Below are 26,299 nucleotides of genomic sequence, written 5' to 3'. Positions count from 1 at the left end.
TTCACTCCTTCAGGGTGGAAGATTCGAGATTGGCGAGGAGATCGGCCGCCCAGTCGAGGCGGCGCTCACGCAGCCAGGCGGCGGCAAAGCCATCACCGCCATGTTCGGCGACGAGTTCGCCGATGCGGATCTGGTCGGTCTTGGAAGACGCGGCGGTGAAGGCGAGCGCGACCTCGCCGAGGCCCAGTTCGAACAGCCGGTTCCCGCGCCGCGACTGGCAATAATAGTCGCGCTTCGGGGTCGCGCGGCTCAATATCTCGATCTGCCGGTCGTTGAGGCCGAAGCGCTCATAGACCCGCGCGATCTGCGGCTCGGCGGCGCGTTCATTGGGGAGGAAGATGCGCGTCGGACAGCTCTCGATGATCGCGGGCGCGATGCTCGAGCTCTCGATATCGGCGAGGCTCTGCGTCGCGAAGATGACGCTCGCATTCTTCTTGCGCAGCGTTTTCAGCCATTCGCGCAGCTGCGCGGCGAAGGCCGGGCTGTCGAGGATAAGCCAGCCCTCGTCGATGATGATCAGGGTCGGCGAGCCATCGAGCCGCTGCCCGATGCGGTGAAAGAGATAGGCGAGCACCGCGGGAGCGGAAGCGGCGCCGACGAGCCCCTCGGTCTCGAGCGCCTGCACACGCGCGTCGCCGAGGCGTTCGACCTCCGCATCGAGGAGCCGTCCCCAGGGTCCGCCGACCAGATAGGGCGCCAGTGCCTGCTTCAATTCCTGCGACTGGAGGAGGACCGCAAGCCCGGTCAGCGTCCGCTCCACGACCGGCGCGGTGGCCAGCGACGTCAGCGCCGACCAGAGATGCTCCTTCGCGGCCGGATCGACCGCCACGCCTTCGCCCGCGAGGAGCGCAGCCAGCCATTCAGCGGCCCACGCGCGTTCGCCCGCCTCATCGATGCGCGCGAGCGGCTGCAGCGCGACGCCGCCGCCGTCATCCTGCAAGGCACCGCCCAGATCCTGCCAGTCGCCGCCCATGGCGAGCGTCGCGGCGCGGATCGAGCCGCCGAAATCGAAGGCGAAGATCTGGCCATGCTCATAGCGCCGGAACTGCAACGCCATCAGCGCGAGGAGCACCGACTTGCCGGCGCCTGTCGGGCCGACGACGAGGCCGTGGCCGACGTCGCCGACATGAAGAGTGAGGCGGAACGGAGTCGAGCCTTCGGTCTTGCCATAGAGCAAGGGGGCATCACCGAAATGCTCGTCCCGTTCCGCCCCCGCCCACACCGCTGACAAGGGTATGAGGTGGGCGAGATTGAGCGTTGAAATGGGTGGCTGGCGGACATTGGCATAAACATGCCCGGGCAGGCTCCCGAGCCAGGCGTCGACCCCGTTCATGCCCTCGACGGTACAGGTGAAATCGCGGCCCTGGATGACCTTCTCGGCGAGCCGCAGCTTTTCGGCCGCGATGGCGGGATCCTTGTCCCACACCGTCAGCGTCGCGGTCACATAGGCGATGCCCGCATGATCGGCGCCGAGTTCCTGCAAAGCCATGTCGGCGTCGGCCGCCTTGTTCGAGGCGTCCGAGTCCATGAGCACCGAGGCCTCGTTGGTCATCACTTCCTTGAGGATCGCGGCGACCGATTTGCGCTTGGCGAACTATTGCCGCCGGATTTTGGTCAGCAGCTTCGTCGCGTCGGTCTTGTCGAGCATGATCGCGCGCGTCGACCAGCGATAGGCGAAAGCGAGCCGGTTGAGCTCGTCGAGCAGGCCCGGCCAGGTCGCGGTCGGAAAGCCGGTGATCGTCAGCGTGCGGAGATGATGCTCGCCGAGCCGCGGCGCGAGCCCGCCGACGAGCGGCTGGTCGGTCAGCAGCGCGTCGAGGTAGACGGGTGTTTCGGGGACGCGGACGCGCTGCCGATTGGTCGAGACGCAGCTGTGGAGATAGGTGAGTGTCTCGCCGTCGCCCAGCCATTCGGCCTCGGGAACGAAGCCTTCGATCAGATGGAGGAGCCGCCCGCTGCGGTCGACAAAGCCTTTCAGCAGTTCTTTGGGATCGACTCCCGCCTCCGAGCGCCCCTCATAAAGCCAGGCTTCCGCACGCGCGACCTCTTCCGCGGGCGGCATCCAGAGCAGGGTCAGATAATAGAAGCTTTCGAAATGCGTGCCTTCCTCGCGGAACTGCTCGCGGCGCTCGACATCGACCAGCGCCGAGACGGCGTCGGGGAAATCGGAGACCGGATAGGATATCGCGGGAACACGCTGCGCCTCAACGAAGACCGCCCACCCCGAGCCCAGCCGCCGCAGCGCATTGTTGAGCCGCGCGGTCACCGAGACGAGTTCGGCCGGGGTCGCGCTGTCGAGGTCGGGACCGCGAAAGCGCGCAGTGCGCTGGAAGGAGCCATCCTTGTTGAGGACGACGCCCTCGGCGACGAGTGCCACCCAGGGAAGATAGTCGGCGAGGGAAGCGGATTTGGTGCGATATTCGGCGAGGTTCATCATGGGCGCATCCAGACAGGAAATTTGAGGTGGCGGCGGGCGACGTCGACGAACTGCGGGTCGTGCCGCGCCGCCCAAACCGAAAGGGCATGGCCGATCGCCCAGAGGGCAAGGCCGGCGATCCAGAGCCGAAGGCCAAGCCCGATCGCGCCGGCGAGGGTGCCGTTGACGATCGCAAGGCTGCGCGGCGCGCCGCCGAGCAGGATCGGCTCGGCGAGCGCGCGGTGGACCGGCGCGAAGAAACCCGGAATGTCGGCCTCCTGTGCCATCAGACGAGCGCCCCGCCGCCGAAGGAGAAGAAGGAGAGGAAAAAGCTCGACGCCGCGAAGGCGATCGACAGGCCGAAGACGATCTGGACCAGCCGGCGGAATCCGCCCGAGGTATCGCCGAAGGCAAGGCTCAGGCCGGTGACGATGATGATGATCACCGCGACGATCTTGGCGACCGGACCCTCGATGCTCTCGAGGATCGACTGGAGCGGCGCTTCCCAGGGCATTGACGAGCCGCCCGCATGGGCCGGAACAGCGGCGATCATCGCGACGACGATCGCGGTCGAAGTGAGCATGGCGCGTCGGGCGCCATGCCGGGCGGCACGGATCATGAGCTTTCTCCTTCTTGTTGGTGCGGGACAAGGCGATATGCGCCGGTGGCGGGATCGAGCCCTTCGACCCGCGCCAGTTCGGACAGGCGCCGGCCGGTCCCGTCGCGGACGAGGACGGCAACAAGGTCGATGGTTTCGGCAAGCAGCGCGCGCGGCGCGGTGACGACCGCCTCCTGGATGAGTTGCTCCATGCGGCGGAGCGCCCCGAGCGCGCTTCCGGCGTGGATCGTACCGATCCCGCCCGGATGCCCCGTCCCCCAGGCCTTCAGCAGATCGAGCGCTTCGGGGCCGCGCACCTCGCCGATCGGAATGCGATCGGGCCGGAGGCGGAGTGACGAGCGCACGAGGTCGGTGAGCGATGCAATCCCGTCCTTGGTGCGCATGGCGACGACATTGCGCGCGGCGCACTGCAACTCGCGAATATCCTCGATGAGGATGATCCGGTCATCGGTGCCGGCGATCTCGGCGAGCAGCGCGTTGGCGAGCGTCGTCTTGCCGGTTCCGGTGCCGCCGGCGACGAGAATGTTCATCCGCCCGGCGACCGCATGCCGCAGCGCGGCGGCGGCAGCTGGCGCCATGATGCGCGCGCCCACATAGTCGTCGAGCGTGAAAACGGCTGCCGCCGGCTTGCGGATCGCGAAGGCCGGAGCGATCACGACGGGCGGCAGCAATCCTTCGAACCGTTCGCCGCCGCCAGGCAGTTCGGCCGATACGCGGGGACTCCTGCCATGAACTTCGGCGCCGACATGATGCGCGACGAGACGGATGATGCGTTCGCCATCCGCCGCGCTCAGACATGTACCGCTGTCCGCGATGCCCTCGCCGAGCCGGTCGACCCAGAGGCGGCCGTCCGGATTGAGCATGATCTCGACGACTTGCGGGTCGGCAAGCCAACCGGCGATCGCCGCTCCGAATGCGGTCTGCAACATGCGCGCGCTGCGATTTCGCGCTTCGAGCCGGATCGGTTCTGCTGCCATGGGAGGACCCCGTTTCGCGGCGCCGGACCGGAGTGTCCGTGCGACGGGGCCGAGTAAGAGACGCAGGGATTGCCCCAATTCAACAAGCTTTTGAGCGCGTCGCAGCGTGGCGTTGAAAGACAGGCTATGGCGTAGGCGCCGTCATCGCGAACGAGCGGCCGCGCCCCCGCGAATCACCCCCGGGGCTTGTGCCGGAGGCAATTTTGACAAGAGTGTGAACATGAGTGATTCGAGGTCGCACACATTTGAGGACGCCGAACGCTGGGCGCGCCTCACCGACAAGCAGCGGGCCTGTCTCGATCTCCTGATCGAGCGACAGACCTCGAAGCAGATCGCGCGGCAGCTCGGAATCGCCAAGCCCACGGTCGATCTCCGGCTGACCAAGGCGCGCGACATATTGGGGACGGCGAACCGCGACGAGACCGCGATCGTCTATGCCCGTCTCAAACAGACCTATGACCGGATCACATGCGATCCGATCGACCTTCCGCCGCCACCCACGCTCGTGCCATCCCACTTCCCGGACGGAGGCCCGGCCGACGCGATGGCGCTGAACGACAGTGTCCTGGCGGCGGACGGGCCGATGGAGGCCAGCCCGCCGTTCAGGGATTTCTGGAGGCATGACCATGCCCGGACAAGGCGAGCGCTGATCATGGCGGCCATGCTGGTCGCACTGGTCCTGCTCATCTTATCGGGGCTCGCCATCGCCCAGGCGCTGACGACGCTGATCTCCGGCTGATCCCTTTCACTTGTGCCCAAGCAATCGCCGGATCGCCCCGCTTTCCGGAAAAGGAGAAGTCATGTCCAAGGAAATCAGTTTTGCAGCAGCTCGTCTCGAGCGCGACGTCGCGGCTGCGGAAGGCAGGGTCGACGATGCCCTCATCGCGGTATCCTCGCTGACGACAAGTGTCGTGACCGCACGCCGCGATATCATCGGCGTGCCGGCCACCAGCGGCCATGCGACGATCCGGCGGCTCGCTAAGGCGCAGATGGCGCTGGTCGATGTGAGCGGCGACATTCTTCGCGTCCATGGCGATCTCGTGCAAATCGGACGCGAGACGGCGGGCTATGACCTCCATGAATGCCCGGCGATCGCCGGTGCGGTTTCCGAGCATCTTCCGGCGGCCGCCTGACTCCGATTGACCGGGAGCAGCCAGCATGAAAGGTTCGGGCGATGCGCATGGCATTTTTCCTCGCTTTCTTGCTGGTTGCTCTTGGCTATGCCGCCTGGCGCGGGGGCGGACCCGAACGCGCGATGGCCGCGATCGCGCTGACCATGGTGGGAGCGGACAAGATGCTCCACGCTTTCGTACCGGTCGAATTCGCATCGCTGGACACGGGGCATCTTGCGATCGACCTGTTCGGCGCGACCGCGACCACCCTGCTCGCGCTTTTTGCGCATCGCTTCTGGCCCATGTGCGTCGCGGTGCTCCATATACTCCCGCTCCTCGCGCACACGAGCCGGTTCCTCGATGTGGAGATTCATCCCGCAGCCTATCTGACGATGCAGGTCGCGAGTTCCTGGCTGGTTCCGCCGATCCTCATCCTCGCAACCTGGCGGCACCAGCGACGTCTGGCGCGCGGCGACAGCGAGCCGTCCTGGTACATCTCGTCGCGTCGGTCGATCCCGAGAACAGCCAATCGATAGCCGAAACGCTACTTGCCGAGTTTCATAGTCTCGATCGCATCTGGTCGCGGTCACCCGAGGCGCTCGCGCGGGTACTCGGCGAAAAGAGTCCGGTCATAGGCCTTTTGCTTGCCGCGCGCGAGGCCGGCCTCGAAGCCATGCGCGCCGAATTGCTCGGTCGCGTGATTGAACCCTCCAGCCCGAAATTGATCGAATATCTCAAGGCCTCGATGGGGGCGCTGCCCGAGGAAATTCTTCGCGTGCTGTTTCTGGACGCGTCGCGCCGGCTCGTCGCCGACGAGCAAATGCAGCATGGCTCGGTTCGGCAGCTGGCATTCTATCCGCGCACCATTTTCCGGCGCGCGTTCGAACTGGACGCGGCGGCTATCCTGCTGGTTCACAATCATCCAAGCGGTGATCCGACTCCGAGCGACAGCGATATTCGCGTGACCGAACAGCTGCGCGACATCGGCCGGGCGCTCGACATCGAACTCATCGACCATATTATCGTCACCCGGCGCGAGCACCGGAAGCTGCCTGCCGGCAAAGCCCGTCCGAAGGGGAGCCCGGGACCGCCATTGACCCTCGGGGACAGCCATCGCGACGAGACGAAGAAAGAGGTTGCCAGCCTCGCACTCGCCAATGCGCGGCGGACCTTGCGCCGGCGGTTGCTGCGCAAGCAGCTTCTGGGCAATGACGAGTTGTTCGGCGAGCCGGCGTGGGACATGCTCATCGACCTCTTCATTCATGAAGGCGAGGCGAAACCGGTGTCGACGAGTAGCCTCGGCATCGCTTCGGGGCTTGGGATGAGCAGCGCGCTGAGATTGGTCCAGCGGCTCTGCGAGGCCGAGCTTCTGGTCCGCACGTCCGATCCCGCCGACGGACGGCGAAATTTCATCCGTCTGGCGCCCGAAGTCGCGCACCGGCTCACCGCCTATTTCGCGGCCGGCGAGGAATGAGTGCCGGACGGCCTGCCCGGCGACACTTCCTCCTGAAATTTCGGCCCGAGTTCCATCCGGCGCGCAAGCGTGTCGACGAAAGCCTCCCACCGCTTCTTGCCGGTGGCCTGGGCCGCCTGCAGCGCCGCATCGGGGAGCGGCGGATTGTTCGTCAGCCAGGATCTGATGAACAGCGCGGCGGTCTCGTTCGACAGCTCGATATGCCATTCGAGCCGCTCGATCTGCCGCGACAGGCGGTCGAGGCGCCGGGCGAGCACCGCCTCGAGCCGCTCCTCCTGATCGGGTGTGAGCAAGGATGCGAGCGCGGCTTCGACGATATCGGTTCGCGTCATGCGCCGGCTGCGCGCCCGTTCGTCGAGCTCGCGGCAAAGCGCGGCATCGAGGCGGAAGGTCCGTTTGACCGCGGGCCTTTTCACAGGTCGATTCCATCGCCCGGATCGAGCGATGCGATACGGGCATTGCGCTGCATCGCCCGGTCCATGGCGCGCCGGTCGCGCGCCGCGTTGCTCCCTTTGCCGCCGCGGTCGAAATCGAACTCGTTGACCTCGGGCACGGGTTCGGATGCCACATTCTCATGGTCGGCGAGGCCCGGCTCCCGCCGGATCTCCGAATTGGCCCCCTCTTCCGCGGTTGCGCCCGCCTCGGCTGGCGCCCCCGTCTTCGCGTCGCCGTCCTCGGCTGGCGGTGCCCGGCGTCCGTCAGGCCCGGGTCCGGGAAGCAGAAGGACGGGCGCCGGTTCCCCGGACCGCGGCGTCCAGTCGTCGTCAGCCCGTTTCGGCGTCCGGGCAGGCGGTGGCGGCGCGAGAATGCGGCTCATGAACCGGGGGTCGACATAATAGCGTGCCTTCGAAGCACGGATCGGCAGCACCCCGGCGGCCATGACGATCTGTTCGCCGGGCGGCAGCTGCATCACTTCGCCCGGCGTCAGCAGCGCGCGGGCGGTTTCGGTGCGCGAGACCATGAGATGACCGAGCCAGGGCGAAAGGCGGTGACCGGCATAATTTTTCATCGCTCGCATTTCGGTCGCGGTCCCGAGCGCATCGGAAATGCGCTTGGCGGTGCGCTCGTCGTTGGTCGCGAAGCTCACCCGGACATGGCAATTGTCGAGGATCGCATTATTCTGCCCATAGGCCTTTTCGATCTGGTTGAGCGACTGGGCGATCAGGAAGGCCTTGATCCCGTATCCCGCCATGAAGGCGAGCGCGCTTTCGAAGAAATCGAGGCGGCCCAGCGCCGGAAATTCATCGAGCATCAGGAGCAGGCGCCGCGGCCGCGCGCCGGGATTGAGTTCCTCGGTGAGCCGCCGCCCGATCTGGTTGAGGATGAGGCGGATCAGCGGCTTGGTGCGGCTGATGTCGCCGGGCGGCACGACGAGATAGAGCGAGGTCGGACGATCCCCCGCCATCAGATCGGCAATCCGCCATTCGGAGCGGCCCGTCACCGCCGCGATGACGGGATCGCGATAGAGGCCGAGGAAGGACATGGCGGTCGAAAGCACGCCCGAGCGTTCATTGTCCGATTTGTTGAGCAGCTCCTGCGCGGCCGCGGCGACGACGGGATGCACGCCCTTGTCCCCCAGATGCCGGGTCGTCTGCATGCGGCGCAGCGTCGAGACGATCGGTCGCCGCGGATCGGAGAGAAAGGCTGCCACGCCGGCGAGCGACTTGTCTTCCTCGGCGTATAGCACATGCAGGATAGCGCCGACGAGCAGGGCATGGCTCGTCTTCTCCCAATGGTTGCGCTTCTCGAGGCTCCCCTCGGGGTCGACGAGCACGTCGGCGACATTCTGGACATCGCGCACTTCCCATTCGCCGCGGCGCACTTCGAGCAGGGGGTTATAGGCTGAAGATCTGGCGTTGGTCGGATCGAACAGCAGCACGCGGCCGTGCAGCGCGCGAAAGCCCGCGGTGAGCTGCCAATTCTCGCCCTTGATGTCATGGACGATGCAACTTCCCGGCCAGGTGAGCAAAGTGGGCACGACGAGCCCCACGCCCTTGCCCGACCGTGTCGGTGCGAAACAGAGAATATGTTCGGCGCCGTCATGCCTCAGATAGTCGCTTCCGAACCGGCCCAGCACGACCCCTTCGCCCCCGAGCATCCCGGCAGCACGAATCTCGCGCCGGCCCGCCCATCGCGCCGAACCATAGGTCTCGGCCTTCTGCCGTTCGCGGGCGCGCCATACCGACATGGCAATCGCGACGATGATGGCGGCGAACCCGCCCGACGCTGCAATCAGCGCCCCCTTGTAGAAGATCGGCGGCGCATAGGCGTCGAAGGCGAACCACCACCAGAAGAAGGCCGGCGGCGGATAGACGGGATAATCGCCAAGGCGGAACCAGGGTTTGCCGAGTTCGGGCTGGAAGGCGAGCGCCGCCGCCGTCCATTGCGTCGCGCCCCAGACCGCCAGGAGGACGATCAGAAACACGGCCGCAATCTGGCCCCAGAGAATCCTGTCGTTCACGCTCGCCTCCCATGATGGATGTCCGGCCTCACAGCCCGATGCCCCTGCCGCGCCCGAGCGCCCAGTCGACCGTTCCGCCCGGCGTCATCGTCCCGGTGACATGCTGGCCAAGATGCTTGTCGAGCGCCGGGCGCCAGGGAACGAGCTGGAAACCGAGCCCGTCGTCGATCATCGCGAAGCGGCCCGAAGACAAAGTGACGCGTTCGCGGTAGATGCCGCTTACATGGTCATCCGCTCCCGAGGGCCTGTGCGCGAGGCCGGTGCGCTCGGCGATCGCGCGGGACGCCGCGTCGAGATCGCTGGAGTTCAAGGTATCGATGAGACCCTGCGCGAGAATGACGCGCTGCCCCTGGCGGCTCGCCAGTCCCTGCTCGGCGAGGTGGCGCGACCGCGCATCCATCGCATCGCGGATTTCGCGCCCGAAGCCTTGATGGCTCGCCGCCGGCTCGCGGGCGACGAGTTGACGGTCAAGCCAGGTCGCGCCGGGCGCCGTCACCTGTGCATCGAGCGGCAGGTCCGATCGCGTCACGAGCGACTGCCGCATCTGCCCCTTCGCGTCGGCCCAGGATCGAAGCTCGACGATGGCCCCGGGCCGCGCGTCGCCGGTCATCTCGATGTCGCTGAACCGCAGATGATGCGTGCGCCCGTCGGCGCCGTCGACAATCGCATAGGCGCTGCCGGCGAGTTCATCGTGAAGCCCGCGATCGACGAGGCGGCCGATGACCTGATCGGTGGGCACATCGCCGTGGAGAGCGAGCACCGACGGGTCGAAGCGGCCGCCATCGCGGGTCAATGCCTGGTGCATGGTCTTGATGATGTCGCCGCGAACCGAGAGGTCGCGCAGCACGGCTTCGGCATCGCCGCGCATGACCCAGATGCCGGACTCGATCTGCTCGGCAAGACCGAGCGCCTCGAGCTTCGCCGCCCGGCCAAGCAACTGCCGATGATGATGCCCATCGGCCCGCCCATCCGGCCGAAGATTGATCTCGCCTGCCCCCTCGGCGGCCATCCGCTCGAGCGTCCGGTCGAGGCTCGTCCAGCGCTCGGCCTCGACCTCGCGCGCGAGCGCATCGGCGATGTCGCGCGCGCTGCGCGGTCCGAGTTCGAGCGTGGCGAGATCCTCGGCGCGCCAGCGCAGTCCTTCGCTCATATAGCCGCGGTCGACGACGAGATCCTGGCCGTCGTCCGCGACGCCGCGCACGAGGATATGGATGTGCGGATTGTCGGTGTTCCAGTGATCGACGGCGATCCAGTCGAGCCCTGTCTCGAGATCCTTTGCCATGTCGGCCATGAGGTCGCGGGTGAAGCGCCTGAGGTCGCCGATCTCCCCGGCATCTTCCGGACTGACGATGAAACGGAAATGATGACGATCATCCTCGCAGCGCGATGCAAAGTCGGCGCGGTCGGCGCGGTCCTCCTCCGCGTCGAACATGGAGGCGTCGCGCCCGTCGCGGGTGACGCCGTCGCGTTCGAGATATTGGATATGGCGCGCGAGCGGCGCCGAGCGGAAGCGCTGGCCCTTGTGGCGCACGATCCGCGCCTTGATGACGACGCGGCGGCCGTCGGCACGAAAGCGTGCCCGCGCGAGCGCGCGGCGGCCGCGGCCATGATGCCCGGTGCTACCGCCGGGCCCCGGCGGACGGCGCGCGAAACCCTTGCGCGCCATGGAGCGACGCACCTGCCCGGCAAGGCTCCGCCCCCGGCGCGATGCCCCGGCCCCGCGGTCCCGCCCCCTTCCCGGCCGGATTTTGAACTCACCGTCGTCACCGCTCACGGCGGGCCTGCCATATCATAAAGCACTGAATTTTCTTCGGAATGTCCGACATCATATGGCCAGGCAATTGCGAGCCATATGAATTTTCCGCTGATTTGCGCCCCTCTTCGACCAAGTGGCTGGCAGCCCTTTTATCTCGCCATACTTCCTTTCCATCCCAGCCAATCCCGCCCTTCCTTGTCGGAACAACCCTAAAAGGCGCAGACGAACGCGGCGGAGCGAGCGAGGCCATCATCGACGGTCCTGACCGGAAAGCGGGACGAAGAGCGGGTGCCGCCCGGCGCCGGTGGCTGGCGCGGCGGTCGTCGGACTATCGGGCAGACTGTTCGAGTCCGGGACGGCCGGCGCGCGATCTTCGACGACAGAGGCGTTATCGCCCCGCGCGGCAAAGAGCGTCGATCGCTGCCAGCCCGGCGCGGCCGAAGGCGGCGCGGCGGCGCGCGAAGCAATGCCGGATGCGCCAAGCTCGGGCGCGATCCGCGCGACATAGGCGCGCGTTTCGGCAGGCAGTCCGCGCCGTCCGGACGCAAAAGCGTCGGCGCGGCCCGGCCCCGCATTATAGGCGGCGAGCATCAGCGGCACATCGCGGTAGCGATCCCACATCGCGCGCAGATAGGCCGCGCCCGCAAGGATGTTCGAACGCACATCGAACGGGTCGGCGCCCAGTCCGTGGCGCGCCGACAACATCGCCCAGGTTGCGGGCATGATCTGCATGAGCCCCATCGCGCCGGCGTGCGAGACGGCGCGCGCGTTGCCCCGGCTTTCGGCATGCATGACGCGCCAGATCCAGCGTTCGGGGATGCCGAAACGCTGCGACGCCTCGGCGACCGATGCCGCATAAGGATGGACATCGGCGCGGGCCGGCGGCGCGGCGACGGCAACGGATGCGCCGCCGAGCGACGCCCCGAGTGCGCAGCCGATTGCCGCGCAGCGCAGCGCGAGCGCAATGGCGGTGCAGGACGATCGCGGCCGGTACGCCATGGCCTAGCTCCGCTCGCGCGCCGACGGGCGCGACCAGAGCAGATGATGTTCCCTATCCTTTTGCGACGCGCGGAGCAGGTTCGCGCGCAGCGGAACCGCGAAGGCGGGGTCGTCGATCTGCACGGCGATGAACGCTCCGGCGCGCTCGCCGGTGCGGTTCCAGCCCGCACCGATTTCGATTCCGCTTGCAGCGTCGCCGAGGAGCAGCCGCCATTCGGGGGCATTTTCAGCCGCCGACGGCTGCGCCCGAACGATGGTGATCACGGCATCGCAGGTGAGGGTGCGCAGACGGCCGGCATAGCCGTCGCCGCACATTTCGAAAGTTCCGATGAGCATCGATATCACTCCATTTCGCTACGGGGAAAAGCAAGATCGCGGCCCGAAGGGCGCCAGCGCAGCGGCGCGCCCGAGGCGTCGCGGGTCAGGATCGGGTGCGCCGGTCCGAGCAGGCCGGTGGTCGGAAGCGGCCCGAAGTACCGCCCGTCGAGACTGTCCGGCGCCGCATTGATCAGGAAGATTTCGCGGGGCCGGACGATGCGGCAGCCGAGCCAGACCGGCAGCGGCCGGCCGGCCCGGTCGCGCGCCAGCGCGTGGGCGACGGCCCGGCCATCGACGGTCACGAAGACGCCCGAGCGACAGACGCGCGCGCCGGGGAGCGCGGCAACGCGCTTGAGAAGCGGCACGCCGCGAGGCAGGTATTTGCGCCGCGCCATATAGACGGCGAGATCAGCTGGCGGTTCGATCGCGACCCAATCGCCGACCACGGGCGCGGCGCCGGGATCGATGCGATACAGACCGACCGGCGCGCTTTGGCTCGCATTCCATAGCAGGCGCGGCGCTGGCACGAACCAGGCCGAAAGACCGAGCAATGTCACGGCCGCAGCGGCAATATGAAGGTAGCGGCGGTTCATAATTCGATGGCCCGGCGGCGCAGCCATGCCGCATGGCGCTCGGCGCTATAGGGACGAAAAGGCATCCCGGCTGCGAGACGGTCGGCGACATGACGCCAATGATCGGGCGATGCATCGCACGGATCGACCCCGGCGGCCTCGACCGCATCGACCGCTTCGAGCACCCGCGACACCTTCGGCCAGCTCTCGATATGGAGCAGAATTTCGCCGCCCGGCCGGATGAACGGCAGCGCCGTATAGGGTTCGCCGACAGCGACCGCGGTGACGATCTGGATGCTCGAGTGGATGGTCCCGAAGTCGTTCGAGGACCAGCGCAAATAGGCGAAGGTCGCTCCCGGACGAAACATGACGATGCGCTTGCGGCGACTGACGATCCGCTCGGCGGCGACGCGGCCAAAGCGGATCCATTGTTCGGCGCGGCCTTCGATCCAGGTCAGTTCGACCTCGGTCAGCGGCGAGTGCGTGTGGGCCGTGCTCGCCGCCGCGATGCCATCGCGCGGCATCAGCGGCGCACCGGCCGCGCCGGATGGACGGTTCCCTTGCCCGGATCGGAGGTCGACGAGCGGCGACCGATCTCGGCCCAGGCGTCGAGATCCTCGATCCCATAGACGACCCGTCCGCCAAGCTTGCGATAGGCCGGCCCGGTCCCATAGCAGCGATGCTTCTCGAGCGTCCGGGCCGACAGCCCGAGATGCAGGGCGGCATCGGGCGTTCGGAGATAGCGCGGGCCAAGGGCGGGCAAAGGGGGATTCATTCGCGTGCTCCTTCCAGCCGCCGGGCCGAAAAAGCCGGTGCGGCGGGTCGTGGAGCGTGGTGGCGCGAAGAGGCGCGGAGGCCGGAGCGGCTAAAATTCAGGGCAATTTTTGTCGCCCCACAGGGCCGGCGAGCAGCGCCCGATAGCCGCCCTGCATCAAGGCGCGTGCTTCCTCGATCAGCCGCTGCGTCCGCCTTCGTTCGGACGAGGATTTCCATTCCGCGCCGCGGCCGACCGACAGGCGGGGATAGATGATGAAGCGCGCGACATCATGAGAGGTGACGCCGGGGGCGCCCGGTCCCTGCAGGAGATCGAGAATGGAAAGCATCATGCCAAGGCGGCGCGCCTGATAGGCGGTCGGCAAGAAACCGGGCGGCGCCGGACCGGGCGCATCGCCGAGCCATCGATCGAACCGCGCAGCCGCCTCGTGGCGCAGGCCGACCAGCGAATCGCGCAGGATCAGGTTCGCAAGCGGGACGCCGGGCTCGTCGGTGCGGAGCCACAGGCGGTGCCAGGCCCGGTCGTCGGCGAAGACGAAGTGCCGGCCATCTTCCAGGCGGCGATCGACGACGACAAGATGGGACGGCGGAATCGCAAAGGCTTCGGCCGCCGGGCATCCCGGCGGCGCCACGTCGAGGATGTTGGTGTAACCGCAGATCGCCGCCGACCAGAGCACAGGGCTTTCGCGCGCAGAGCGGTTCGGCGGGCATGGGAAAGCAAAGACCCCAGCGCCGGGCCATCGCCTCCCGCGCGGCGACATCGCCGCGGCGCCCGCCGGTCATAACGCAGTCATAGTCGCGGACATAAGCAGGATTGCGGCGCAGAAATTCTTGCGCGAAGCCCGGAAAATCGAGCGGCGCCTGCGGCGTCACCTGTAATTGGGCCGTGTCTGCCACCGTCACCTCCTTCCGGATGACGGCAGCATCGCGATCGGATGATATCGGCCTATTCCAACATCGCGGGAGACCGATCCCCAGAAATGGGTATCCCGCCCGGCTGCTGCCGGGCGGGATGCGGGGGCTCAATCGCCGCCGCGGCGGGCCTGGCGGCTCCACACCAGGTCATGTTCCTCGCCTTCGCCGGCGAAGAGCTGGGCGAAGATGGGGGCGGCAAACGTCGGATCGTCGAGCTTGACCGACAGATAGGGCCGCTTGTCCTGCATCTTCTTTTCCCAGGCGGCGCCGACTTCGGCCTCGCCGATGAAGACGCGGTGGCTGGGGGCGTTGCCGCTCGGATTGTCTTCGGGAACGATGCGAACCGATTTCGCCTGCACCGAGAGAGTGACGATCTGTCCCCGATACTCGCCGGAAACCTTCTTGAACGTGCCGATCCTGGCCATGATGCTTGTCCTTTCCTTGGCTCGGGCCGCACCAGCGCGGCCTCGATGCGCATCGGTGGTCAGCAAGGGGCCGGTGCCGCAGCCGTCAGGCCCGCAGCGCAGCGGAGGACGGCCGTGGTCCGTCTTTCTTGTCTCGCGAGGAACGGCGGCACGCCGGGGGAAGAAAGTCGGTCAGGGCCGTTGCGGCGTTCCGGACCAGCGCAGCGGCTTGCTGACAGATGGCGCATTCCGAGAGGCCGTGCTGGTGCGGCCAGCAACCGGGAAGCGCAGAATGGCCAGGCCCTCCGCGACGAAGAAACACCGGCGGGTCCGGATATTGCGCTATCGAACGGTCGGCTCATCTCGCATCGCGCCCATCGACGACCGGTCCGCCGCCAGCGACCGCCAACTCGCGCAGGCCGCCGCAACCCCGACAAGAATCGCGAGACAAGTTCGCCAACCGCCGTCGATACCGAGAAGGTCCGCCAGCGCCGTTCCCGCTCCCAAGCCCGCAGCACCCGCCGGGCCCATGAAAAGCAATCCGATCAGGAGCCGGATACTTGCCGAGGTGGTTCGAGCGAACAGCCACCGCCCCGCCAGATGGAACCCGATGCCGGTAAGCAGTCCCATCGCAAGTGCTGCGGCCCATCCATTGCCTTGATCGCGAAGGAGGAGGAAGGCGCAAAGGCCGAGGCAGACGGGCAAGGCCAAGGACGCCAGCCGGAACAGCAGCCCGGTCAGATAGAGTGCGGCGATACCGCCGAGGATGATCATCAGCGTCATGGGCGTCGCCCCGCCGGGCGCGCCGACCGCGACGTCGACGGCGTGATATGCCCGCCTGTCCCCACAGCAATCGAGCCAGGACAGAGCCGCGAGCGGCGCTGCCCCGGACCGGGATGGATGCGATCAGCGGCCGAAGGGGTCATATTCGCACACGATCATGTCGGGATCGCCGTCGAACTCGTCGAGCGGCATCACCGAATAGCCTTTGACGGTTTCGATGAGGACGATGATGGTCATCATCGTGCGGGCAAGGTTCCAGCCGAGCGATTGGGCAGTGGAAAGCGGCATGGGTCAAGCTCCTGTCGTTGGGAGCGGGCCATTCCCGCTCGACAGTCGCCCCGCCGGTCGGGGACAGGCCGCAATCACCGCGAGCGAAGCTGCGGCCGCACGCGGAGCGTAGCGGACCCTTTACGGGTTGATTGAAGGAGGCCTGGCTTCGCACCCAGGGATCAGCGGCATTCGAGCGGGATGGCCCGCACCCGCGGCGGGGCCATCCCACACCTGCGAACCCATGCTGGAAATTGACAAATGACTTACAAGAAAGTCATAATATGGATTATGGCTTATGTATAAGGCAAAACTTGACTTTCGCGACGATTACGACCAAGGAAAACGAAAGGATGGTCGATGGCCGACGAGACGACAAAAAAGATCCCACGCAGCTATTCGCGCTACACCCGCGAGGCTGTGCGCCTGCTGGGCGGGCTCATTCGCGCCCGGCGGATCGAACGGCGGCTGAGCGTCGAAGACCTCGCGACGCGCAGCGGCGTGTCGCGCGACATGATGCGCCGTATCGAGCAGGGCGACCCGCGCTGCGCCATCGGCCTCGTCTTCGAGGCGGCCGCGATCGTCGGGGTCGCGCTGTTCGACAGCGACCGGGACCGTCTCGCTGGACATCTCGTCGAGCAGGAAACGAAGCTGCGCCTGCTTCCCAAGGCCGTTCACAAGCCGCGATCCGAGGTGAAGGATGACTTCTGACGTCGCGCCTGCCGGCGAAGCCTTCGTCTGGATATGGCTGCCCGGGGCAACCGAGCCGGTCGTCGCGGGCAGGCTCGCGCGCGCGAGCGATAGCCGGCTCACCTTCAACTATGGCCAAAGCTATCTGGCCCGCGCGGATGCCATCGCGATCTACGAACCCGAATTGCCGCTGCGCGCCGGCCTGATCGAGCCGGCCAGCAAGATGCAGCTGCCAAGCGCGATACGCGATGGCTCGCCCGACGCGTGGGGCCGCCGCGTCATCATCAACCGGATCGGCGGGCGCGACGAGGGTGACCTGGCTCCAGCCGAGCTTGACGAGCTGACCTATCTTCTCGAATCCGGCTCCGACCGGATCGGCATGCTCGATTTCCAGGCGTCGGCCACCGAATATGTACCGCGCCAGCGGCAGAATGCGACGCTCGCCGAATTGATGGAGTCGGCCGAGCGCGTCGAGCGGGGCGTGCCGCTCACACCCGAGCTCGACCAGGCGCTACAACATGGCACATCGCTTGGCGGCGCGCGTCCCAAGGCGCTGATCGACGATGGCGCGCGAAAATATATCGCCAAATTTTCGGCGGCAGCCGACATCTATAATGTCGTGAAAGCCGAATATGTCGCGATGCGCCTCGCCGCGCACGCGGGCCTCAATGTCGCGCCGGTCAAGCTTGCGCGCGCGCTCGGCAAGGATGTGTTGCTCGTCGAGCGCTTCGACCGCGCACCCAAGGAGGACGATTGGACCCGGCGCGGCGTGGTGTCGGCGCTCACCCTCCTTGCCCTCGACGAGACCGAGGCGCGCTATGCGAGCTATGAGGATCTCGCGACCGTGATACGTCACCGGTTCGTCGATCCCGCAGCGACGCTCGCCGAACTTTACGCGCGCATCATATTCAACATTCTGTCCGGAAACACCGACGATCATGCGCGCAACCATGCCGCCTTCTGGGACGGCGGGACGCTGGAGCTTACGCCCGCCTATGACATCTGCCCGCAAGGCCGCACCGGCGGCGAGGCGACGCAGGCGATGCTCATCCTCGGCAACCGGCGGTTCAGCCAATTGTCGCTGTGTCTCGAGGCCGCGCCCGTCTTTCACCTCGACGATGCGCGCGCGCGCGCCATCATCACGGGCCAGCAGGCCGCGATCGAGGCCCATTGGGACGCCGTGTGCGACGAAGCGGCGCTCGGCGGCGCCGAGCGCGCGTTCCTTTGGCGGCGGCAGTTCCTCAACCCGTTCGCCTTCGAGGGTTTTGCAGCCGTCCCGAACTGACCGAGATCCCTGCGCACAAGAGCATTGGCGCAAGCCGACCGGCCCCGCTCGAAAGCGGGACCGGCACGGGCTGTCACGACGGCGGGTTCCAGATGATGACCTTCTTCATCGGATCGTCGCCCGGCGCATTAGCGATATTGCCGTAGATGGTGCCGAACTCGGGTGCCGAAAGCGATACCGACACATATTCGGCGCCGGTGTTCTGCGAGAAGCGTTTCCAGCCGGCACCGAGCTCGAAGCCGTTCTTGCGGCTGACGATGCGGTAATCGGGCTCGCTGTCCTTGGCTTTGCGACCATTCGGGACGATCGCGATCGGCGCGGTGACGTTGAGGGTGGCGAGCGTGCCTTCGAAGCTGCCGTCCGCCTTGACGGTGAGATTTGCGATGGTGGCCATGATAAAGTCTCCTGGATTGATCGGGACCATCCCGATGGCGCTTGCACGAGGGGCCGGGAGCCGCCGTCACCGGAACATCGTGACGGGGAACCCCGAACGGGGTTGACGGCCGGAGGCGATCCGAGGCCCATAGAAAAGCGCCCTAGAGGGGTGGACGATCGACCGGGAGGCTTGCTGCCGCCGTCATTCATCGGCTATTGGACAAGGGCACTTGTGGCATCGTGCGCCACCTGTCTTTCCGCCACGACGATCCGCTGCAAGGTCGGTAGCGCCTTGAAAGCGGCAGGCGCGTTTAAGGGGTCAGAGCTTGTCCTGACTCATTGTTGCCGGGATTGGGGATGCCGCCATGGGCAAATATGATGCGCTTGGGACCTTTTTGCGAAGGTGGAAAGTCCGCAACGACGCCCCTGGTGTCCAACTGAGCTTTGCCCAGATCGAGAGCATCGTCCGCGGCTTGTTGCCGCGCGCTGCGGCCGACCCGCAATGGTGGTGCATGAACGAGCAGGCCGAGCCTCCCCACCGACGGGCTTGGCGCGAAGCGGGCTTCGATGCGATCGCCGACATGGCGGCCGAGCGTGTCTATTTCCAGCGGCGATAAGGCCCAGTCCGGAGCCTGACCTCGAACGATACCACATCCGGCTAGGCTCTGGCCTTCGCCTAAGCCCGTCGAAGCTGACATCTTGCCCTCGGTGCAATTATACCCTACCCCGCTATGCTATGGGCCATCTGAAAGATAATAGCGAGCTTATCGCGAGGGTCAGGCGCATTGCCGGACAAGTGACCTCTGTCGAGAAGGCGCTGGTATCCGACGCGCCATGCGCGACGGTTCTCCATCGCGTCGCCGCTGTTCGCGGCGCGGTGAATGGGCTGCTGGACGAAATCATCGCCCAGCACCTGACCGCGCACGTCGCGGCCCAAGGGCTTTCCGATGACGAGCGCGCGGCGGGCGCTGACGACCTGCTTGCCGTCATCCGTCGATATTCCAAATAGGCGAGACCGCATGACCGCTTCGACAAACGCCGAATATCCGGCACATGATCACGTCTTCTTGGGCGCAGCCCATGATCGAAACGCCCAGCGAACGCTCTGGGTAGTCGGTCTTACGGCCGTGATGATGGTCGCCGAAATCATTGCCGGTTACGTCACCGGCTCGATGGCCCTTCTCGCCGATGGCTTCCACATGGCGACCCATGCCGGTGCTCTCGGCCTTGCGGCGGCCGCCTATAGCTATGCCAAAAAACACCGCAATAATCCCAAATTCAGTTTCGGCACCGGCAAGGTTGGCGACCTGACCGGCTTCGCATCGGCGCTGATCCTCGGCATTTTCGCGCTCGGTATCGCGAGCGAATCCGTCACCCGATTGATCGACCCGGTGCGCGTCGATTTCGGCAATGCCGCGCTGGTTGCGGTACTGGGCCTCCTGGTCAACATCGTGAGCGCGCTGCTGCTGATGGGAGGTTCCGATCATCATCATCATCATCACCACCACCACCATCATCACGAACATGCGCACGCTGAGGGCGATCATCATCCCGATCATCACCACAGTCACGGCCACGATAATAATCTCCGCTCGGCCTATATGCATGTCCTTGCCGACGCACTGACGTCGGTTCTCGCGATCGCGGCCCTTCTCGCAGGGCGCTATCTTGGTCTCCATTGGATGGACCCTGCGATGGGGATCGTCGGCGCTGTCGTGATCGCTCGCTGGTCCTGGTCCTTGATGCGCGACACGGCCGCCGTTCTGCTCGATCGAACCAATGAGCGAATGGATAAGGCGATCCGCTACCGGGTGGGAAAATTCGGAGATGTTTGTCTGACGGACCTTCATGTATGGCGTGTGGGGCCGGAGGCCTATGCGTCGATCGTTGAAGTCGAGGGCGCGATCGATTCAGCCGCTCTGCGGCGCGAACTGATCCATATCCGCGGGATCGCCCATCTCACGATCGGGGTGCATGAACCCCGGCAAAGCGCATGAGGTCGTCGGCAGGACAGTCGAAGGAAGCGCGATCCCTGGCGCTTCGCTTGTCAACTCTGGGGCGCGCAGTTACACGCGGACGCATGCCGAAGCCGCGTTCCTCTCTGCCGGACCGTTTTATCCTGTCACTCTGCGCTTTGCTCATGGCGCTCTATGCGGCCACGATTCCTGCCAAGGCAGCGAATTAACTTCAGCATGCGCCGTCCTTCATGATGGCGCACGATGATAAGGACGCCGCCGACGTCTCCGTCGATGTCATTCATGACAGTGTCGATCATCATGCCGTTCATCATGACGATGCGCCCGATGGCGACGAGGAACCGGGCGACCCCGCCTCGGGCGGCCACCATCATCATGGCGACAACGGCCCCAATCTGCTCGTTCCCCATGCGGCAATGGCGCCGACGAATAGGTCGCCGCCGGAATCGCAGCGGCTCTCGCTGTTCTCTCCTTGTTCTCCCTCGCCGCTTTCCCGAGTTACCTTTCCGACGCATGGCCGAACGCGAGCTATAGCCCGGCTGGAAAGCGTCGCCTGCATTAAGCTCATCGAAGACTACCTCATCCGGACGCCCCCTAAAGGTAGCGTTGGCCGAACTGAGACGGCCCGGTTTGAGTCTCGGACCGCGAAAAGCGGACTAGCGAGCGAAGGCCTCCGCCACGAAATCGCGGCCGAGGCGAAGTCCGACGGGATCGACGGTATGCGCCACGCCGTAGGAGACGTGCGTCGTGACGTCGACGCCGAGACGCTTGAGCTCGCTCTCCGACATGTGCAGCGCGGCGATCGGAACCACGGGATCGGCTGTGCCATGCACCAATAGAACGGGCGGCTTTGGGAGTTCTCCGTGGCTCAACCCGAGCGTCCCTGCCAACATGCCGGAATAGCCCACGACGGCAGCCACCGCCCGCGGTCGCCGCAGCGCGACATGCAGTGCCATCATCGTCCCTTGGCTGAAGCCGACGATGGCGAGGTCGGCCTCGCTCAGGCCATATTGCGCGAGCTTGCGGTCGATGAAGGCGTCGATCGCCGGTGCGGCCGAGGCGGCGCCCGCAGCGAGGACGGACGGCGCGAAGCCGGAAAGCCCCCACCATTGATAGCCCGCCCCCATCGTGCCGCAGCGCTGCGGCGCGTGCGGGGCAAGAAACAAGGTGTCGGGCAGAGCCTCTTGCCACTGCGGCGCCAGCGAGATCATGTCCGTCCCGCTCGACCCGAAGCCGTGCAGCAGCAGGACGAGCTTCTTCGGGGCGCCCCCCGACCGGGGCTGCAAACTTGCTCCATTCACGATCTTCAAAGCTCTGCCTCTTTCATGTCTGCCCAAAGCTATTTGGGCATGGGCAGCCAACCCGGCAACCACGCCACCCGAAAGCGAGCTTTTATGATATTGTCCCGGAATGAAGACTGGCCTGGAACGAGTCGCCCGTGCGCTTTGCGAGCTGGATGCCAACCCACCCGACGCGACGATGGACGGCAAGCCGCTTTGGCAGGATTATCTACCCGAGGCTTGGGCTGCAATCATGGCGGTGCGCGAACCAGACCCCGCTATGATCGGCGCTGGCACCCGTAGAGCGGCCGAGGGCATGGGCGATGACATCGGCGGGATTTATCGCGCCATGATCGATGCCGCGATGGAGGGACAACCCAACGCGCCGCCGAGCGGAGCGGAGCGTAGCGGCGCCGTCACTTGCGGCCGGTGCACGAACCGCTCCGCGGATTGGCGTTAGCCTCGATGTAAAGCGCCCCAGCGAGCGTCACGCCTGATTGAACGCGGGCTGCCGCAGGCAGACCCTTTCGGCTCCTTCAACAGAGGAGTCGAACGATGAACGAGCTTATCCAGATTGGCCCGATCAGCCCGCTGCGCCAGCGGCTGATCGACGATATGACCATGCGCCGCTTCTCGAAGGAGACGCAACGCAACTATCTTCGCGACGTCGGGCGGTTCGCGACCTGGCTCGGGCGCTCGCCGCATACCGCGAGCGCCGAGGATATCCGGCAGTTCCAGATCGAGCAGCAACAGGCGGGCGTCCCCGCACCAACGATGAACAGCATCGTCGGCGCGCTGAGGTTCTTCTTCACGCATACCCTCGATCGCCCCGATCTCGCGCGTAAGCTGATCCGCACCAGGCAGGTTCGCAAGATCCCGGTCGTTCTGACCATGGCCGAGGTGAAGCGGCTGCTCGATGCCACGCGCTGCCTCAAGCATCAGGCTGCGCTGTCGGTCGCCTATGGCGCGGGGCTGCGCGTCGCCGAGGTATCGGCGCTGAAGGTCACCGATATCGACAGCAAGCGGATGCTGCTGCGGATCGAGCGCGGCAAGGGCGAGCGGTACCGCAACGCGATGCTGCCCGAAGGCCTGCTCCTGCTGCTGCGCGACTGGTGGCGCGCCGGACGACAGCAGGGCGTGCTGTTTCCCGAAGGCTGGCTCTTCCCCGGACAGAGCGCCTCGGTCCCGATCAGCACCCGCCAGCTCTACCGGGTTGTCGTCGAAGCCGCGGAGGCCGCCGATATCGACAAGCGCGTCGGACCGCACACCTTGCGCCACAGCTTCGCCACCCACCTGCTCGAGGATGGCGTCGATATCCGCGTCATCCAGGCGCTGCTCGGTCACGCCAAGCTAAACACCACCGCCTTCTACACGCAGGTTGCCACCAAGACCGTTCGCTCGATCGTCAGCCCGCTCGACAGGCTCGCGCTCGCATCGCCGAGCGAAGAGGCGCCCGACGGCTGAGGCCGATGCGCGCCTCACTCGAGGTTGCCGACATCTTCCGCGATGCTGGACCTGCCTATCGCGCTGCCCATGCCGGGCATCTGAGCCTGCACCAGCTCAAGATCATGTCGGCGATCGAACATTGCCGCACCGCCGCGCTCGGCGGGCACGTCGAAGCCTGTCCCGACTGCGGGCACTGGCGGATCGCCTATAACAGCTGCCGCAACCGCCACTGCCCTAAGTGCCAGGGCGTCGCGGCGCGCAGCTGGCTCGAGGCCCGCGAGGCTGATCTGCTCCCGGTCGGCTATTTCCATGTCGTGTTCACCCTGCCTGCCGAGGTCGCCGCGATCGCCTATTACAACAAGGCGCTCGTCTATGACCTGCTGTTCAAGGCGGCGGCCGATACGATGCTGACCATCGCCGCCGACCCGAAGCACCTCGGCGCCCGGATCGGCATCACCGCCGTCCTCCATACCTGGGGCTCAGCGCTCACCCATCATCCCCACATCCACATGATCGTGCCGGGCGGCGGCATCTCGCGCGATGGGACACGCTGGATATCAGCACGCCCGGCCTTCCTGCTGCCGGTCCGCGTGCTCGGCGCCCTGTTCCGCCGGCTGTTCCTGACCCGCCTTCGCGCGCTGCACGATGCCGGCAAGCTCGCCTTCTTTGGCAGCATTACGCATCTCGCCGAACGACGCGCATTCCTGCGGCACCTCTCGCCGGTCCGCAAAAAGCGCTGGGTCGTTTATGCCAAGGCCCCGTTCGCCGGGCCCGAGGCCGTGCTCGCTTACCTCGCGCGCTACACCCATCGGGTCGCCATCTCGAACAGCCGGCTCCTCCGGTTCGACGAGGCCGGGGTCACTTTCCGCTACAAGGACTACCGCAAGGCCGGTGCCGGACGGCAGCAGGTCATGACCCTCGGCGCGGACGAGTTCATCCGCCGCTTCCTCCTCCACGCCCTGCCGCGCGGGTTCCACCGCATCCGTCACTATGGCCTGCTCGCCAGCGCACACCGCAAGGATCATCTCGAACGCGCCCGCCGCCTGCTCAACGTCGCACCTTCGCCGACCGAGGAACCGACCGACGATGCAGAGCCCCGACCGACCTGTCCGTGCTGCGGCGGTACGATGATCATCATCGAGGTCTTCGAGCGCCGCTATCAGCCTCGCGCGCCGCCCCAGCCGGCGGCCTCATCCGAGACACCTGCGCCGTGATCCGGCACGGCCTCGCGCAGACACGATCCAGGGCAGACCCGCGCCTGGAAGTGGATCCGCTCGCGCCGGCGCTGCCCAAAAGCAGACGCCGGAACCGCAAAATCGGCCCGTCCGCTTTTCCACGTCCGCTTTTGCGACCCATATCCAGACGGTCCGCTATCGTGCACGTCCGCTTTTCGGCAGCACCTGGCTTCCCCACAATCAGACCAAAACAGCTTTCCCCATAGCTTAGCTCATGACCACCGCGGTTCGGGCATCGAAGACTTTCCGACGCCTAGCGGCGTCCGAAACTCTCAACGGTTGGAGACAGTCTGATTCTCGGAGTAAAGCTTGAATAGCGGACGCTAACTAACGAATTGAACCCAACGCACACCAACGCATACTCGCCCACCCTAGGCCCCGTCGGGCCGGGAGTCGACGAGCCGCATGAAGGTCTCATCCGCTTTCGGCGGGGACAGCATCGGCTTCCTGCGGCCGGAGAAGCGGTCAGGCTCGCGCTCTTCACCCGCCTGAGTGCGGTGCAGGAATATCTGGCAGATCGGCATGCCGGGATAGATTTCCAAAGGGACCTCGCCGACATTGGCAAGCTCGAGGGTCAGGCAACCGGAAAACTGCGGATGGATGCCAGCCGCCGTTTCGATCACCAGACCGTGGCGGCCCAGCGAGGATTTTCCGGTGACATAGCCCGACAGGCTCGCAGGCAAGCGCAGCCATTCGAGCGTCACTCCCAGCACGAAACGTCCGGGGTGCAGAACATAGTTCGACCCGAAGGGCACAAAATGTTGCTTGGTTCGCGACGTTTCCGATGGTTCGTCAGAGTCGCGCGGAATGCGGCCGACGAGTGAGACTGACGGCGTGCGGGTTTGCTTGAACGAACGAAACCACCGGCCGAGGCGCAAATCAATCGAGGTTTCACCCTTGCGAAGGAGCTCGTCGCGCTCAGGCCAGGGCACGACGGTCAGCCGCTCCTCTTTGGTCTGATGTTCAAGAGCCCCGACGATCTCGGCAGCGCTAAGCATGGGCTTCGACCCTCAGCTTGAATTCGGACACTTCGACCGACTTGAGCATCAGCTCGTTCAGGATCTTGTATTCGGCAATGTCCTGATCGAGCGACAGACCGCCACGCTCGCGCAGCAGGAGCCAGCCCGCGGTCACGATTTCAGGCAAGGTTGCACCCTCGCCATCCGGAACATGCTGTCGCAGCGATGCCAGCACGCGATCGGTTGCATCGGCCGTCGGCGGAGTGATGCCGTGATCTGCCAGAATATTGAACGTGATCGCGCGCAGGGCCGGATAGATTTTTGCAACCGCCGCATCGGCAAGCCTGATCACCGCACCGTCGGCGAACTTCAGCGGGATCGAGTCCCCCCAAGCCTCGAAAAGATCGGCTTCCGGAGCGATCCCTAGCTTTTCCGCCGCCTCGATGAGATAGCGCACCCGATCGAGACTCGACGGATAATAAGCGGAACGCATGCCCCATCCCGGTGCGAGAAAGTATTCATAGGCGTAGAGAAAGGACCGGCCGAAAATGAACAGGCCGAATAGGTCGCAGAAGATTTCTTCGAGCTGCTTGATAGCTGACCGCAGCACCGCGTCGCGCAGCTTCGCGAGCGCGACGCCGTCAACGCCGAGCTCGTTGGAAACTAAACTTGTTTCGGCAGGCATATCGTCGAGCGTCTGGGCGATCGCAGCCACTAGATCCGCCATGAGCTGGTCCTTGAGCTGCTTGCTCCGCCACGCCGAGTGACCGATCTCATGGCCAGCGAGAGGAACGATCAGGACATTGTCCGATTCCGGTGCCGGACCACCGACGAGCGCGAAGCCGGGCAGCCAGTCGAGGGTCATAGGGTAAGTGAAGGGGACGAACTTCCATTCGGATGACATGATCAAGCGTGCGTCAGGGCTGACCGCCGTTTCGACGAGGCGCTTGAGCGGAAAGTGCATCTCGAACGCGTTGCGCACGTTCGTAGAGCGCAAAATGAAGCCGAGGATATCGGTGTATCGCGATACCATGAGGCTGGTTTGCGCACATGCCTCGTTGACGCTAGCCTCGCTCGCTTCAGGCGTCAACCGCTCCAGCACTTCGCGAAGCTCGAGCGAATATCCCTTGATGAAAGTTAGGGCATCCTTGCCGTCCAAATGGGCGAAATCGGATGTACCCAACTCCGCGATCTGATCGATGAAGG

At 65.7% G+C, this 26,299-nt stretch carries 32 protein-coding genes and 3 pseudogenes; 13 read left to right on the top strand and 22 right to left on the bottom strand.

Annotated elements, in window-relative coordinates; genetic code table 11:
• Window position 1: 1 nt before the first annotated feature.
• The 4 genes and pseudogenes from trbE to trbB form a co-directional block, all read right to left on the bottom strand.
• Window positions 2-2,437, bottom strand: a pseudogene (trbE, locus tag RIA72_RS07925) (conjugal transfer protein TrbE).
• The gene (locus RIA72_RS07920; RefSeq protein WP_053555699.1) at window positions 2,434-2,703 is read right to left on the bottom strand and encodes a VirB3 family type IV secretion system protein; all 270 of its coding nucleotides are present in this window, start codon (window positions 2,701-2,703) and stop codon (window positions 2,434-2,436) included. The pseudogene trbE and the gene RIA72_RS07920 overlap by 4 nt, the downstream one beginning before the upstream one ends.
• A complete protein-coding gene (locus RIA72_RS07915; RefSeq protein WP_053555700.1) occupies window positions 2,703-3,035 on the bottom strand; it encodes a TrbC/VirB2 family type IV secretion system protein in 333 nt (110 codons plus the stop codon). Before RIA72_RS07915 ends, RIA72_RS07920 begins: the two co-directional genes overlap by 1 nt.
• The gene (gene trbB, locus RIA72_RS07910) at window positions 3,032-4,012 is read right to left on the bottom strand and encodes a P-type conjugative transfer ATPase TrbB (protein ID WP_053555701.1); all 981 of its coding nucleotides are present in this window, start codon (window positions 4,010-4,012) and stop codon (window positions 3,032-3,034) included. The genes RIA72_RS07915 and trbB overlap by 4 nt, the downstream gene beginning before the upstream one ends.
• A gap of 220 nt (window positions 4,013-4,232) precedes the next feature.
• Between trbB and RIA72_RS07905 the strand changes: the two genes are divergently transcribed.
• The 5 genes and pseudogenes from RIA72_RS07905 (at window position 4,233) to RIA72_RS07885 (ending at window position 6,598) form a co-directional block, all read left to right on the top strand.
• Window positions 4,233-4,751, top strand: a complete 519-nt coding sequence (locus tag RIA72_RS07905; protein WP_053555702.1) for a LuxR C-terminal-related transcriptional regulator — start codon at window positions 4,233-4,235, stop codon at window positions 4,749-4,751.
• Window positions 4,752-4,812: 61 nt separating this feature from the next.
• Entirely contained in the window at window positions 4,813-5,145 is a 333-nt protein-coding gene (locus RIA72_RS07900) for a hypothetical protein (protein WP_053555703.1), read from the top strand.
• Between the two features lie 41 nt (window positions 5,146-5,186).
• A complete protein-coding gene (locus tag RIA72_RS07895) occupies window positions 5,187-5,660 on the top strand; it encodes a hypothetical protein (protein WP_053555704.1) in 474 nt (157 codons plus the stop codon).
• A gap of 137 nt (window positions 5,661-5,797) precedes the next feature.
• Window positions 5,798-6,103: pseudogene (locus tag RIA72_RS07890) on the top strand (JAB domain-containing protein); the annotation flags it as partial.
• Between the two features lie 114 nt (window positions 6,104-6,217).
• Window positions 6,218-6,598: a winged helix DNA-binding protein gene (locus RIA72_RS07885; protein WP_350031824.1), complete on the top strand. Its 381-nt coding sequence runs from the start codon at window positions 6,218-6,220 to the stop codon at window positions 6,596-6,598.
• On the opposite strand, the gene RIA72_RS07880 is transcribed toward RIA72_RS07885, so the two are convergent.
• The 13 genes and pseudogenes from RIA72_RS07880 to RIA72_RS07820 form a co-directional block, all read right to left on the bottom strand.
• Window positions 6,574-7,014 (bottom strand): ribbon-helix-helix protein, CopG family, encoded by a 441-nt coding sequence (locus tag RIA72_RS07880; protein WP_053555705.1) that lies wholly within the window; start codon window positions 7,012-7,014, stop codon window positions 6,574-6,576. The genes RIA72_RS07885 and RIA72_RS07880 overlap by 25 nt on opposite strands.
• Complete coding sequence (locus RIA72_RS07875; protein WP_053555706.1) at window positions 7,011-9,059, bottom strand: conjugal transfer protein TraG; 2,049 nt, start codon at window positions 9,057-9,059, stop codon at window positions 7,011-7,013. The genes RIA72_RS07880 and RIA72_RS07875 overlap by 4 nt, the downstream gene beginning before the upstream one ends.
• 28 nt (window positions 9,060-9,087) lie before the next feature.
• The gene (locus tag RIA72_RS07870) at window positions 9,088-10,725 is read right to left on the bottom strand and encodes a relaxase/mobilization nuclease domain-containing protein (protein ID WP_502957945.1); all 1,638 of its coding nucleotides are present in this window, start codon (window positions 10,723-10,725) and stop codon (window positions 9,088-9,090) included.
• A gap of 339 nt (window positions 10,726-11,064) precedes the next feature.
• Window positions 11,065-11,814 carry a lytic transglycosylase domain-containing protein gene (locus tag RIA72_RS07865; RefSeq protein WP_083455511.1) on the bottom strand — a complete coding sequence of 250 codons (750 nt, stop codon included), beginning with the start codon at window positions 11,812-11,814 and terminating at the stop codon, window positions 11,065-11,067.
• A 3-nt stretch (window positions 11,815-11,817) separates the two neighbouring features.
• On the bottom strand, window positions 11,818-12,150 hold the full coding sequence (locus RIA72_RS07860) for a DUF736 domain-containing protein (RefSeq protein WP_053555708.1): 333 nt from the start codon (window positions 12,148-12,150) through the stop codon (window positions 11,818-11,820).
• Window positions 12,151-12,155: 5 nt separating this feature from the next.
• The gene (locus RIA72_RS07855; RefSeq protein WP_053555709.1) at window positions 12,156-12,725 is read right to left on the bottom strand and encodes a S26 family signal peptidase; all 570 of its coding nucleotides are present in this window, start codon (window positions 12,723-12,725) and stop codon (window positions 12,156-12,158) included.
• Entirely contained in the window at window positions 12,722-13,228 is a 507-nt protein-coding gene (locus RIA72_RS07850; protein WP_053555710.1) for a DUF2840 domain-containing protein, read from the bottom strand. Before RIA72_RS07850 ends, RIA72_RS07855 begins: the two co-directional genes overlap by 4 nt.
• On the bottom strand, window positions 13,228-13,479 hold the full coding sequence (locus RIA72_RS07845) for a helix-turn-helix transcriptional regulator (RefSeq protein ID WP_053555711.1): 252 nt from the start codon (window positions 13,477-13,479) through the stop codon (window positions 13,228-13,230). The genes RIA72_RS07850 and RIA72_RS07845 overlap by 1 nt, the downstream gene beginning before the upstream one ends.
• Window positions 13,480-13,576: 97 nt before the next feature.
• Window positions 13,577-14,155, bottom strand: coding sequence for a DUF2285 domain-containing protein (locus RIA72_RS07840; RefSeq protein ID WP_235527043.1), 579 nt, complete (start codon window positions 14,153-14,155; stop codon window positions 13,577-13,579).
• A gap of 46 nt (window positions 14,156-14,201) precedes the next feature.
• Window positions 14,202-14,351, bottom strand: a pseudogene (locus RIA72_RS07835) (transcriptional regulator domain-containing protein); the annotation flags it as partial.
• Between the two features lie 149 nt (window positions 14,352-14,500).
• Window positions 14,501-14,818 carry a DUF736 domain-containing protein gene (locus RIA72_RS07830; RefSeq protein ID WP_053555712.1) on the bottom strand — a complete coding sequence of 106 codons (318 nt, stop codon included), beginning with the start codon at window positions 14,816-14,818 and terminating at the stop codon, window positions 14,501-14,503.
• A gap of 321 nt (window positions 14,819-15,139) precedes the next feature.
• Entirely contained in the window at window positions 15,140-15,580 is a 441-nt protein-coding gene (locus tag RIA72_RS07825; protein WP_053555713.1) for a hypothetical protein, read from the bottom strand.
• 123 nt (window positions 15,581-15,703) lie between these two features.
• Window positions 15,704-15,868: a hypothetical protein gene (locus RIA72_RS07820; protein WP_172709593.1), complete on the bottom strand. Its 165-nt coding sequence runs from the start codon at window positions 15,866-15,868 to the stop codon at window positions 15,704-15,706.
• A 339-nt stretch (window positions 15,869-16,207) separates the two neighbouring features.
• Here RIA72_RS07820 and RIA72_RS07815 point away from each other — a divergent pair, with 339 nt between their 5' ends.
• Both RIA72_RS07815 and RIA72_RS07810 read left to right on the top strand, forming a co-directional pair.
• Complete coding sequence (locus tag RIA72_RS07815) at window positions 16,208-16,558, top strand: helix-turn-helix domain-containing protein (protein WP_053555714.1); 351 nt, start codon at window positions 16,208-16,210, stop codon at window positions 16,556-16,558.
• A complete protein-coding gene (locus tag RIA72_RS07810) occupies window positions 16,548-17,822 on the top strand; it encodes a type II toxin-antitoxin system HipA family toxin (RefSeq protein ID WP_053555715.1) in 1,275 nt (424 codons plus the stop codon). The genes RIA72_RS07815 and RIA72_RS07810 overlap by 11 nt, the downstream gene beginning before the upstream one ends.
• Window positions 17,823-17,895: 73 nt before the next feature.
• Here the strand turns inward: RIA72_RS07810 and RIA72_RS07805 are convergent, their stop codons facing one another.
• The gene (locus tag RIA72_RS07805; protein WP_053555716.1) at window positions 17,896-18,216 is read right to left on the bottom strand and encodes a DUF736 domain-containing protein; all 321 of its coding nucleotides are present in this window, start codon (window positions 18,214-18,216) and stop codon (window positions 17,896-17,898) included.
• Between the two features lie 346 nt (window positions 18,217-18,562).
• Here RIA72_RS07805 and RIA72_RS07800 point away from each other — a divergent pair, with 346 nt between their 5' ends.
• From RIA72_RS07800 to dmeF, 3 genes are all read left to right on the top strand, one after another.
• Window positions 18,563-18,814, top strand: coding sequence for a DUF7662 domain-containing protein (locus RIA72_RS07800; RefSeq protein WP_053555717.1), 252 nt, complete (start codon window positions 18,563-18,565; stop codon window positions 18,812-18,814).
• A gap of 119 nt (window positions 18,815-18,933) precedes the next feature.
• Complete coding sequence (locus RIA72_RS07795; protein ID WP_053555718.1) at window positions 18,934-19,206, top strand: metal/formaldehyde-sensitive transcriptional repressor; 273 nt, start codon at window positions 18,934-18,936, stop codon at window positions 19,204-19,206.
• Between the two features lie 10 nt (window positions 19,207-19,216).
• Window positions 19,217-20,194, top strand: coding sequence for a CDF family Co(II)/Ni(II) efflux transporter DmeF (gene dmeF / locus RIA72_RS07790; protein ID WP_053555719.1), 978 nt, complete (start codon window positions 19,217-19,219; stop codon window positions 20,192-20,194).
• A 125-nt stretch (window positions 20,195-20,319) separates the two neighbouring features.
• On the opposite strand, the gene RIA72_RS07785 is transcribed toward dmeF, so the two are convergent.
• On the bottom strand, window positions 20,320-20,550 hold the full coding sequence (locus RIA72_RS07785) for a hypothetical protein (protein WP_210434185.1): 231 nt from the start codon (window positions 20,548-20,550) through the stop codon (window positions 20,320-20,322).
• A gap of 279 nt (window positions 20,551-20,829) precedes the next feature.
• Window positions 20,830-21,474, bottom strand: coding sequence for an alpha/beta hydrolase (locus tag RIA72_RS07780; RefSeq protein ID WP_235527215.1), 645 nt, complete (start codon window positions 21,472-21,474; stop codon window positions 20,830-20,832).
• Between the two features lie 109 nt (window positions 21,475-21,583).
• On the opposite strand from RIA72_RS07780, the gene RIA72_RS07775 reads away from it, so the two are divergent.
• From RIA72_RS07775 to RIA72_RS07765, 3 genes are all read left to right on the top strand, one after another.
• A complete protein-coding gene (locus tag RIA72_RS07775; RefSeq protein WP_053555721.1) occupies window positions 21,584-21,913 on the top strand; it encodes a hypothetical protein in 330 nt (109 codons plus the stop codon).
• Window positions 21,914-22,008: 95 nt separating this feature from the next.
• Complete coding sequence (locus RIA72_RS07770) at window positions 22,009-22,917, top strand: site-specific integrase (protein ID WP_095386528.1); 909 nt, start codon at window positions 22,009-22,011, stop codon at window positions 22,915-22,917.
• A gap of 5 nt (window positions 22,918-22,922) precedes the next feature.
• Window positions 22,923-24,113, top strand: a complete 1,191-nt coding sequence (locus RIA72_RS07765) for an IS91 family transposase (protein ID WP_053555723.1) — start codon at window positions 22,923-22,925, stop codon at window positions 24,111-24,113.
• Between the two features lie 392 nt (window positions 24,114-24,505).
• Here the strand turns inward: RIA72_RS07765 and dcd are convergent, their stop codons facing one another.
• Window positions 24,506-25,132: a dCTP deaminase gene (gene dcd, locus RIA72_RS07760; RefSeq protein WP_053555724.1), complete on the bottom strand. Its 627-nt coding sequence runs from the start codon at window positions 25,130-25,132 to the stop codon at window positions 24,506-24,508.
• Window positions 25,125-26,276: a hypothetical protein gene (locus tag RIA72_RS07755; protein WP_144423620.1), complete on the bottom strand. Its 1,152-nt coding sequence runs from the start codon at window positions 26,274-26,276 to the stop codon at window positions 25,125-25,127. Before RIA72_RS07755 ends, dcd begins: the two co-directional genes overlap by 8 nt.
• Window positions 26,277-26,299: the final 23 nt, after the last annotated feature.

It is taken from the genome of Sphingopyxis sp., assembly GCF_040216815.1.
In the GTDB taxonomy this organism is placed as follows: domain Bacteria; phylum Pseudomonadota; class Alphaproteobacteria; order Sphingomonadales; family Sphingomonadaceae; genus Sphingopyxis.
This window is presented reverse-complemented; position numbering and strand designations above follow the sequence as displayed.